At 54.3% G+C, this 9,968-nt stretch carries 14 protein-coding genes; 8 read left to right on the forward strand and 6 right to left on the reverse strand.

What is annotated here, in order from left to right; genetic code table 11:
• Positions 1–54: 54 nt before the first annotated feature.
• Complete coding sequence (locus GJV78_RS19990) at positions 55–315, forward strand: alternative ribosome-rescue factor A (protein WP_155109942.1); 261 nt, start codon at positions 55–57, stop codon at positions 313–315.
• Here the strand turns inward: GJV78_RS19990 and mscL are convergent.
• From mscL to def, 5 genes are all read right to left on the reverse strand, one after another.
• Positions 269–682 carry a large-conductance mechanosensitive channel protein MscL gene (mscL, locus tag GJV78_RS19995; RefSeq protein ID WP_155109943.1) on the reverse strand — a complete coding sequence of 138 codons (414 nt, stop codon included), beginning with the start codon at positions 680–682 and terminating at the stop codon, positions 269–271. The two genes, GJV78_RS19990 and mscL, sit on opposite strands and share 47 nt — an antisense overlap.
• Positions 683–1,095: 413 nt before the next feature.
• Positions 1,096–2,472, reverse strand: a complete 1,377-nt coding sequence (trkA, locus tag GJV78_RS20000; RefSeq protein WP_155109944.1) for a Trk system potassium transporter TrkA — start codon at positions 2,470–2,472, stop codon at positions 1,096–1,098.
• Between the two features lie 21 nt (positions 2,473–2,493).
• Positions 2,494–3,783, reverse strand: coding sequence for a 16S rRNA (cytosine(967)-C(5))-methyltransferase RsmB (gene rsmB / locus GJV78_RS20005; protein WP_155109945.1), 1,290 nt, complete (start codon positions 3,781–3,783; stop codon positions 2,494–2,496).
• 52 nt (positions 3,784–3,835) lie between these two features.
• On the reverse strand, positions 3,836–4,783 hold the full coding sequence (fmt, locus tag GJV78_RS20010) for a methionyl-tRNA formyltransferase (protein WP_167519670.1): 948 nt from the start codon (positions 4,781–4,783) through the stop codon (positions 3,836–3,838).
• A 14-nt stretch (positions 4,784–4,797) separates the two neighbouring features.
• Entirely contained in the window at positions 4,798–5,307 is a 510-nt protein-coding gene (def, locus tag GJV78_RS20015) for a peptide deformylase (protein WP_155109946.1), read from the reverse strand.
• A 128-nt stretch (positions 5,308–5,435) separates the two neighbouring features.
• Between def and dprA the strand changes: the two genes are divergently transcribed.
• From dprA to GJV78_RS20045, 6 genes are read left to right on the forward strand one after another with little or no spacing between them, the layout of a single operon-like run.
• Complete coding sequence (gene dprA / locus GJV78_RS20020; RefSeq protein ID WP_155109947.1) at positions 5,436–6,560, forward strand: DNA-protecting protein DprA; 1,125 nt, start codon at positions 5,436–5,438, stop codon at positions 6,558–6,560.
• Entirely contained in the window at positions 6,532–7,005 is a 474-nt protein-coding gene (gene smg / locus GJV78_RS20025) for a DUF494 family protein Smg (RefSeq protein ID WP_155109948.1), read from the forward strand. The genes dprA and smg overlap by 29 nt, the downstream gene beginning before the upstream one ends.
• Positions 7,006–7,031: 26 nt before the next feature.
• On the forward strand, positions 7,032–7,574 hold the full coding sequence (locus GJV78_RS20030; RefSeq protein ID WP_155109949.1) for a DNA topoisomerase family protein: 543 nt from the start codon (positions 7,032–7,034) through the stop codon (positions 7,572–7,574).
• Between the two features lie 4 nt (positions 7,575–7,578).
• A complete protein-coding gene (gene tsaC / locus GJV78_RS20035) occupies positions 7,579–8,151 on the forward strand; it encodes an L-threonylcarbamoyladenylate synthase type 1 TsaC (RefSeq protein WP_167519671.1) in 573 nt (190 codons plus the stop codon).
• A gap of 4 nt (positions 8,152–8,155) precedes the next feature.
• Positions 8,156–8,974: a shikimate dehydrogenase gene (gene aroE / locus GJV78_RS20040; RefSeq protein ID WP_155109950.1), complete on the forward strand. Its 819-nt coding sequence runs from the start codon at positions 8,156–8,158 to the stop codon at positions 8,972–8,974.
• Positions 8,971–9,228, forward strand: a complete 258-nt coding sequence (locus GJV78_RS20045) for a DUF1488 family protein (RefSeq protein ID WP_155109951.1) — start codon at positions 8,971–8,973, stop codon at positions 9,226–9,228. Before aroE ends, GJV78_RS20045 begins: the two co-directional genes overlap by 4 nt.
• Here the strand turns inward: GJV78_RS20045 and GJV78_RS20050 are convergent.
• A complete protein-coding gene (locus GJV78_RS20050; protein WP_155109952.1) occupies positions 9,204–9,758 on the reverse strand; it encodes a gamma carbonic anhydrase family protein in 555 nt (184 codons plus the stop codon). The genes GJV78_RS20045 and GJV78_RS20050 overlap by 25 nt on opposite strands.
• Before the next feature lie 26 nt (positions 9,759–9,784).
• Here GJV78_RS20050 and GJV78_RS20055 point away from each other — a divergent pair, with 26 nt between their 5' ends.
• A complete protein-coding gene (locus GJV78_RS20055; RefSeq protein WP_155109953.1) occupies positions 9,785–9,964 on the forward strand; it encodes a hypothetical protein in 180 nt (59 codons plus the stop codon).
• Positions 9,965–9,968 lie beyond the last annotated feature (4 nt).

A 9,968-nucleotide genomic window follows, 5' to 3' on the forward strand; every position in this document is an offset into this window, starting at 1 on the left:
CTCATTGTGATGGCACTACACTTGCGCCGTTAACGTATACAATCTGGAGTTTTTATGAGCCGTTATCAGCATACGAAAGGGCAGATAAAGGACAATGCCATCGAGGCATTGCTACACGATCCGCTGTTCAGGCAGCGCGTTGAGAAGAATAAAAAGGGTAAAGGCAGCTATCTGCGCAAAGACAAGCACGGCAGGTGGGGTAACCGGGAGGCCAGTGGCAAAACAGCGAATCGCTTTTTTACCACTGGCCTTCCGCTTTTGCGGTCTGTTAAGAGCGGGAATTCTGCTCTTTCAGCAGATCGCGGATTTCACTAAGCAGCACTTCTTCTTTAGATGGCGCGGGCGCTGCGGCAGGTTCTTCTTTTTTCTTGCGATTTAGCTTATTGATCAGCTTAATCGCCATAAAGATAGCAAAGGCAACGATCAGAAAATCAAAAACGTTCTGGATAAACACGCCATAGTGCATGATAACTGCCGGTGCTTCTCCCTGCGCCTCGCGTAGCGTAAAGGCAAACTGTTTAAAGTCAATTCCGCCAATTAACAATCCCAGCGGTGGCATGATGATATCGGCAACCAGAGATGAAACAATCTTACCGAACGCTGCACCAATAATGACACCTACCGCCAAATCGATAACATTTCCGCGCATCGCGAATTCGCGGAACTCTTTAATAATGCTCATTTTATTCTCCAGGGATAAATAACGTTTTAAGTTTAACAAATGTTAAGCTATTTTCCATTACGGATTGCTGAAACAAAGGTTAATTACACCTTGATAAATAAAGGGAATTAGAAAGTCGCTATCCTCTCAATGCCCACGCTGCCTGGGCCTGCTGCTTTTCTTAATCCGCTAACAGCCTGAATCCGCGCCAGGAGCGTCAGGCTGCTTTACTTGCCATTTTTAACCCGGGCAGCGCTCGCACAAAGCGCATCGCGTTTTGAACGTTCGTAAGGGCAGCCTGCTGGGGGAGCTTCGCGAATCATCCTGTATGCTCCGGCTGTTGTGCGCTGTCCGTATGCAAACTGCCCGCGATCGTTACGCCTGATGTATTATCTGATCTGCTATTAAAGTAAACCGGAGGGAAGCCTCCGGGGTTACAAGAAGAACGGGCTTGGCTGGAAGAGTCGTTCAACGTCGCTAATAAACTTCTTATCAGTCAGGAACATAATCACATGATCGCCCTGTTCAATACGTAAATTATTATTGGCTATCATGACGTCATTACCACGTACTATCGCGCCAATGATCGTACCGGGCGGCAGTTTAATGTCGTCAATGGCACGGCCAACCACGCGGGAGGTGCTTTCATCGCCGTGGGCTACGGCCTCGATAGCTTCCGCTACGCCGCGGCGCAGGGAGGAGACGCCAACGATATCGGCTTTACGCACATGACTGAGCAGGGCGGAGATTGTTGCCTGCTGTGGGGAGATCGCAATATCAATGACGCTGCCCTGAACCAGATCGACATAGGCACGGCGCTGGATCAGCACGATCACCTTTTTGGCACCCATCCGCTTGGCCAGCATGGCAGACATGATATTTGCTTCATCATCGTTGGTGACTGCGATAAACAGATCGACCTGATCGATGTGTTCCTCTGCCAGGAGTTCCTGATCGGAGGCATCGCCAAAAAAGACGATCGTGTTCTGCAGCTTTTCGGCAAGCTCGGCCGCACGTTGCTGATTGCGCTCGATCAGCTTCACGCTGTAATCTTTTTCAAGACGACGCGCCAGCCCGGCACCAATGTTACCGCCGCCGACCAACATTATACGTTTATAAGGTTTTTCCAGACGCTGCAGCTCGCTCATGACTGCGCGAATATGCTGTGAGGCGGCAATAAAGAATACTTCGTCGCCCGCTTCCACAATGGTTGAACCCTGCGGGCGAATTGGCCGATCGTGGCGAAAGATTGCCGCGACGCGCGTATCGATATGCGGCATATGCTCGCGCATGGTCGACAGCGCATTGCCAATCAGCGGGCCGCCATAATAGGCTTTCACCACCGCCAGACTGACTTTACCTTCGGCAAAATTCACCACCTGCAGCGCGCCCGGATATTCAATAAGCCGATAAATATTGTCGATAACCAGCTGCTCCGGCGCGATCAGATGATCGATGGGGACAGCCTCGGAATGAAACAGCTTGTCGGCATCGCGGACATAATCGGGTGAACGTATGCGCGCGATGCGGTTCGGCGTATTGAAGAGCGAGTAGGCTACCTGGCAGGCGACCATGTTAGTTTCGTCTGAACTGGTGACCGCCACCAGCATATCGGCGTCGTCGGCACCCGCTTCGCGCAGCACCCGGGGGTGAGAACCGTGCCCCTGCACCACGCGAAGATCGAATTTATCCTGCAGGCCGTGCAGGCGCTCACCGTTGGTATCCACCACCGTGATATCGTTATTCTCACCGACCAGGTTTTCCGCCAACGTACCGCCAACTTGTCCTGCGCCCAGAATGATAATTTTCATCAGTCGCGACCCGTTATCTCATTATTTTTTGATTAGCTTAGCGTAAAAGAAGCCGTCGCCTTCTTCCGCCCCCGGCAATTTTTGCAGACCCGGCTGTTCCGGGGTGCCGGTTTCGCTCAGCTCAGCGTTTGCGGTGCGCTGCAGAAAGGCTTTTATCTGCTGAGCGTTCTCTTCGGGGAGGACGGAACAGGTCGCGTAAACCAGCGTGCCGCCCGGTTTCAGACGCGGCCATATGGCATCCAGGATTTCTGCCTGCAGCCGGGCCAGTTCTGCAATGTCACGATCGCGACGCAGCCACTTGATATCCGGATGGCGGCGGATCACGCCGGTCGCCGAGCAGGGCGCGTCCATCAGAATGCGGTCAAACTGCTGCTCCCCGCACCACTGTGTCGGATAGCGACCATCGCCCTGCTTTACGGTGGCCTGCATGCCAAGACGCTTTAGGTTATCGTGGACGCGGGAAAGCCGCTGTTCATCAATATCGACAGCCAGAAGGGCGGCCTCGGGTGCGGCTTCGAGAATGTGGGTCGTTTTACCGCCGGGCGCGGCGCAGAGATCAACTATCTGCTCGCCGTTTTTGGGCTGCAGGAAGGCGATACATCCCTGAGCCGAGGCGTCCTGAACAGTCACCCAACCTTTATCAAAGCCAGGTAACGTATGCACGGGCGCAGGTGATTCCAGCCGTACGGCATCGGGGTAGTCCGGGTGGACGAACCCCTTCATGCCCGCCTCTTCCAGCAGTGCGAGCCAGCCGTCGCGGGTATGATGTGTGCGGTTCACGCGCAGCCACATCGGCGGGCGCTGATTATTGGCTTCAGCGATGGACTCCCACCGTGTGGGATATGCTTTTTGCAGGCGTTTAAGCAGCCAGGCGGGATGCAGAAAACGCGCTTCACTCGCGGCAAATTCGGCCAGTAGCGTTTCCTGCTGGCGTTGAAACTGGCGCAGAACGCCGTTGATCAATCCCTTCAGCTGCGGACGCTTGATGGCGACGGCACCTTCAACCGTTTCCGCCAGCGCGGCGTGGGCCGGAATGCGCGTATGCAGAAGCTGATAGAATCCCACCATAATCAGATAATGTACGGTACGCTGCTTGCCGGTCATCGGCCGGGACATCAGCTTATTAATCAACCAGTCCAGCTGGGGGAGCGTGCGCAGTACGCCAAAGCACAGCTCCTGCAGCAGCGCTTTATCTTTATCCAGGATCTTTTGCTGTAACGGGGGCAGAACGTTGCTTAATGACTGCCCCTGCTCGACGACCAGCTCTACGGCCTGCGCCGCCATACTGCGTAAATTAAGTTTCTTATTCATAACCATAAAAATAAAAATGCCCGGGAGCGCCGGGCAAAGTAAGAGGTGGCCGTCAGAGCAGACGGCTGCCGGGAATAAACCATTCCCGACGCGAATTCAGAAGATCCTGGATGCTCATAGCCTTTTTCCCCGCCGGCTGCAGCGAGAGCAGGTTCAGAATACCATCGCCTGTTGCGATCTGGATCCCCTGCTTTGTTGCCTCCAGAATGGTGCCGGGTTTGGCCTGGACGGGGGCGTCAATGACCGATGCCCGCCAGATTTTCACCGGCTGGCCGTCAATTTCCATCCAGCTCATCGGCCACGGGTTAAAAGCGCGAATGCAGCGTTCCAGGCGTGCGGCGGAAAGCGTCCAGTCGATGCGGGCCTCTTCTTTACTGAGCTTATCGGCATACGTTACCAGCGCCTCGTCCTGAATAATCGCTGTGGCCTTTCCATCGGCAAGCTGCTGCAGGGTGGTAATCAGCCCCTGTGGACCCAGTTCCGCCAGTTTGTCATATAGCGTACCGCTGGTATCTTCTGCGGTAATTGGGCAGGCGAGCTTATAAAGCATATCGCCGGTATCCAGCCCAACGTCCATCTGCATGATGGTCACCCCGGTTTCGGCATCTCCCGCCCAGAGCGCACGTTGGATGGGGGCCGCGCCGCGCCAGCGCGGAAGCAGAGAGCCGTGAACGTTAATACAGCCCAGTCGGGGCATATCCAGCACCGTTTTTGGCAGGATCAAACCATATGCCACGACCACCATAACGTCAGCGTTTAAGTCTGCGACAAGACGCTGGTTTTCCGCCGGCCGCAGGGAGGCGGGCTGAAAAACCGGTATTCCTTTTTCTTCCGCCAGCGTTTTCACCGGGCTGGGCATTAATTTTTTGCCGCGCCCCGCCGGGCGATCGGGCTGGGTAAAGACGCCAACGACATGGTGCCCGGACGACAGTAGCGCGTCGAGATGACGCGCTGCAAAGTCAGGTGTACCTGCAAAAATAATGCGTAGTGAATCTGACACGTTAATTCTTATCCTTAAGCCCGGCCTTTCAGGCGGTCAAGTTTTTCTACTTTCTGGCGAATACGCTGCTGCTTCAGGGGAGACAAATAATCGATAAACAGTTTGCCGACCAGATGATCCATCTCGTGCTGAATACAAATTGCCAGCAGGCCGTCAGCTTCCAGCTCAAAAGTGTTCCCTTCGCGATTGAGCGCGCGAATTTTTACCTTTTCCGCGCGCGGCACCAGGGCACGCTGCTCAGGAATAGACAGGCAGCCTTCTTCGATGCCCGTTTCACCGCTTTTTTCCAGCAGTTCCGGGTTAATCAGTACCAGACGCTCGTCGCGGTTTTCTGATACATCGATAACGATAATGCGCTGGTGAATATCGACCTGGGTGGCCGCCAGGCCAATACCCTCTTCAGCGTACATCGTCTCGAACATATCATCGACGATACGCTGAATTTCTGCATTCACTTCTTCAACCGGCTTAGCGACTTTGCGAAGGCGCTCGTCCGGAATATGTAACACTTGCAAAACTGACATAATTATCCAGAGTTGTCTTCAGGAGTGGGAAAGATTATGACCGCTATTCTAGACAAATCCCCCCCTGATTGACAGCATCAGTGACCAATCGCAAAGATTACCGACAGCGCTTGTGGCAAGGAGCCAGGATGACTCACACCGAAATTTGGTTGCGTTTAATGCAGTCAGGAGAGCTGTATGGTGATGAGATGGTTCGAATCGCTCGCCGGCTGATTTCATGTCCCCATGTTGATGCCGCTATTTTACAACAGACAGGGCTCTCTGAGCGGCAGACCGGGCGTTTTTTAACCTGCCCGGAAAAGGAGCTGGAAGAGACGCTGCGCTGGCTCGAGATGCCGCAGCATTATTTTATCAACGCTGATGATAAGCATTATCCGCCACAGCTGCGCGCTATTGCTGATTACCCGGGAGCAATCTTTGTCGCGGGCAGCCCTGAATCACTAAGTTCCTTTCAGCTTGCGGTAGTGGGGAGCCGGGCGCATTCGTGGTATGGCGAGCGATGGGGGAGGTTGTTTTGTGAAAGGCTGGCAGCGTACGGTGTTACGATTACCAGCGGCCTGGCCAGAGGTATAGACGGCGTGGCGCATAAGGCGGCGCTTCAGGCACAGGGCATCAGCGTGGCGGTGCTGGGTAATGGCCTGCAGTCTGTCTACCCGCGAAGGCATGCCCGGCTGGCGGAAAATATACTGGCAACGGGAGGCGCGCTGGTATCGGAGTTCCCTCTGTCAATGTGTCCTTTGCCGCATAATTTTCCCCGCCGGAATCGTATTATAAGTGGCCTGAGTAAAGGCGTACTGGTGGTGGAGGCGGCGCTACGCAGCGGTTCTTTAGTCACTGCGCGCTGCGCAGCGGAACAGGGAAGAGAAGTTTTTGCTCTGCCTGGACCCGTTGGTAGCCCCGGTAGCGAGGGGCCTCACTGGCTCATTAAACAAGGGGCGATGCTGGTGTCTGTACCGGAAGATATTCTGGAAAATTTGCAATATGGGCTGCACTGGTTGTCAGAGGAGGCAGGAAAAACACTTATTTCGCCAGATCGAGAAGAGGCGGCATTGCCATTTACTGAGCTCCTGGCTAACGTAGGAGATGAGGTAACACCTGTTGACGTCGTCGCTGAACGTGCCGGCCAACCTGTGCCAGAGGTAGTAGCCCAACTGCTCGAACTGGAGTTAGCAGGATGGATCGCAGCTGTACCCGGCGGCTATGTCCGATTGAGGAGGGCATGCCATGTTCGACGTACTAATGTATTTGTTTGAAACGTATATCCACAATGAAGCCGAACTGCGCGTGGATCAGGACAAACTTGAACGGGATCTTACCGACGCTGGTTTTGATCGTGAGGATATCTATAACGCATTGCTGTGGCTGGAAAAACTGGCAGACTATCAGGAAGGTCTGGCTGAGCCAATGCAGCTGGCCTCCGATCCGCTTTCGCTGCGGGTTTACATCCCGGAGGAGTGTGAAAGGCTGGACGCCAGCTGTCGGGGATTTCTGCTGTTCCTGGAACAGATTCAGGTGCTGAACCTCGAAACTCGTGAAATGGTAATTGAACGTGTGCTTGCGCTTGATACCGCTGAATTCGAGCTGGAAGATCTGAAGTGGGTGATCCTGATGGTGCTTTTTAACCTTCCGGGCTGTGAAAATGCGTATCAGCAAATGGAAGAATTACTCTTTGACGTGAATGAAGGTATGCTGCATTAATCGATCTTCATCCAGCATGAGTTGTTATGGCTAAATCCGCACTGTTTACGGTGTCTAAGCACGAGCCCTGCCCACGGTGCGGGGCTGAACTGGTTATTCGTTCCGGGAAGCACGGTCCGTTTCTCGGCTGTTCGGGCTACCCGGAATGTGACTATATCCGTCCGCTGAAATCTTCCGCTGATGGGCATATTGTCAAAGTTCTGGAGGGAAAGTTTTGTCCCGCCTGCGGTGCCGGGCTGGTGTTGCGTCAGGGGCGCTTTGGTATGTTTATCGGCTGCAGCGACTATCCGGCCTGTGAACATACCGAACTTATTGATAAACCAGACGAAACCGCAATATTTTGCCCCCAGTGCCGGGCGGGCCGCCTTGTCCAGCGGCGTTCGCGCTATGGTAAAACGTTTTACTCCTGCGATCGCTACCCGGTATGCCAGTTTGTCATTAACGCTAAACCCATAGCCGGAGAGTGTCCAGAATGTCACTACCCGCTGCTCATCGAAAAGAAAAGCGCGCAGGGGATAAAGCACTTCTGCGCCAGTAAACAATGTGGAAAGCCAGTTCCGGCGGAATAACCTTGTGAATAAAAACCTGCCAACAGACTCCATTGCTGCGGCGGTGGCGGTGCTGAATAAAGAAAATGTTATCGCTTATCCAACGGAGGCTGTCTTCGGCGTCGGGTGTGACCCCGACAGCGAAACGGCCGTCATGCGTCTTTTGCGTCTGAAGCAGCGTCCGGTTGATAAAGGCCTAATTTTGATCGCGGCAGATTTTAAGCAGCTCAGGCCGTATATCGATGACACTATGCTGAACGATGCCCAGCGCGAGGCAATATTCGGCCGTTGGCCGGGGCCGGTAACCTTTGTGTTTCCAGCTCTGGACTCTACGCCGCGCTGGCTGACCGGGCGATTCAATTCGCTTGCCGTGCGCGTAACGGATCACCCGCTGGTCGTTGCGTTGTGCAACGCGTACGGCAAACCGCTGGTTTCTACCAGCGCGAACCTGAGCGGATTACCGCCCTGTCGTACCGTTGAAGAAGTGCGGGCTCAGTTTGGTGTCGATTTCCCGGTGGTGGAAGGAGAAACGGGCGGGCGTTTAAATCCTTCAGAAATTCGGGATGCCCTGACGGGTGAACTGTTCCGGCAGGGGTAAGCTGATGGAAAAGTATGTTGTTTTCGGAAACCCAATAGCGCACAGCAAGTCGCCTTTTATTCATCAACAGTTCGCCCGGCAGCTGAATATTATTCATCCGTACGGGCGCGTACTGGCACCCATTAACGGCTTTATCGATGTGCTCGATGCCTTCTTTGCCGGTGGAGGAAAAGGGGCGAACGTTACCGTACCTTTTAAAGAAGAGGCGTATGCGCGAGCCGATGAGCTAACGGAGCGTGCGTCCCTGGCCGGGGCGGTGAATACGCTTAAGCGGCTGGAAGATGGACGTATTTTGGGTGATAACACCGATGGGATCGGCCTCCTGAGCGATCTGGAGCGGATTGCTTTTATCCGTCCTGGCCTGCGAATTTTGCTAATTGGCGCGGGCGGAGCGTCGCGCGGAGTGCTGTTGCCGCTGCTCTCGATGGACTGTGCCGTGACGATCGCTAACCGCACCGTATCGCGTGCGGAAGAGCTGGTGCAGATCTTTGCCCACAGCGGAAGCCTCCAGGCGAAGGGGCTGGATGAGCTGGAAGGCGAGGCATTCGATCTGATCGTTAATGCGACCTCCAGTGGGATTGGCGGTGAGATCCCGGCGATCCCTGCTTCTCTGATCCAGCCTTCGGTTTACTGCTACGACATGTTCTATCAAAAGGGGCCGACGCCGTTTCTCCGCTGGTGCATGGCCCAGGGGGCGCAACGGTGCGCTGATGGCCTTGGTATGCTGGTGGGGCAGGCGGCTCACGCTGTTCTGCTTTGGCATGGGGTGTTGCCTGAGATGGAACCGACGATCGCTCAACTGCAGCAGGAAATGTCCTTATGAATCAGGCTATACAGTTTCCGGACAGGGAAGAGTGGAGCGCAGAAAACGAAGCCGTGTGTTTTCCCGCGTTGGTAAACGGCATGCAACTGACGTGCGCGATTTCAGGAGTGACGCTGGCGAATCGTTATGGCGGTGATATGCCGGAGCTGTGGTTAGCTGATTTTCAGGAGCATCGCTGGGATCTGGAAGAAGAGGCGGAGGCGTTGATCCAGTCCCAGCAGGAAGATATTTACGGCTGGATCTGGCTATCCTGATTCAGGTAGTCATCTTTCCACTTCACGTAATTGTCCGCCGAATTTATCAGCCCGGCCTTCTCCGCCTCGCTTAACGGGCGGATCTGCTTTACCGGGTTGCCGAGATAGAGGTAGCCGCTTGCCAGCCGTTTGTTTGGTGGCACAAGGCTACCGGCACCAATCATCACGTCATCTTCGATGGTTGCGCCATCCAGCAGGATCGATCCCATACCGACCAGCACGCGGTTGCCAATAGTGCAGCCGTGAAGCATAGCTTTATGTCCGACGGTGACATCTTCTCCGATAATCAGCGGGTAGCCCTGGGAGTTCGCGGCGGAACTGTGGGTAACGTGCAGCACGCTGCCATCCTGAATATTGCTCCTGGCACCGATGGCGACATAGTTTACGTCACCGCGAATAACGACAAGCGGCCAGATCCCTACATCATCCGCCAGGCGAACGTCACCAATGATCACGCTGCTTTCGTCGAGCATTACTCGTTGCCCTGCCTGTGGGAAAAGTTTCTTATAAGGACGTAGTACGTTAGTCATGTTTACCTCAGAGAACCGGAACAGTGATGGATACATTGAGTGCATTATTGTTCCCTGCAGGCCATTCAGCTATAAAAAGTAGCCAGATTGCGCATGAATGGAGCGAAAGGGCTGAAATTTCAACAAACGGAAAAAAAGATCTAAAAAAGCCTTGTGCAAAAAAATGGGATCCCTATAATGCGCCTCCATCGACACGGCGGATGTGAATCA

The organism is Intestinirhabdus alba, assembly GCF_009711095.1.
GTDB classification, from domain to species: Bacteria; Pseudomonadota; Gammaproteobacteria; order Enterobacterales; family Enterobacteriaceae; genus Intestinirhabdus; species Intestinirhabdus alba.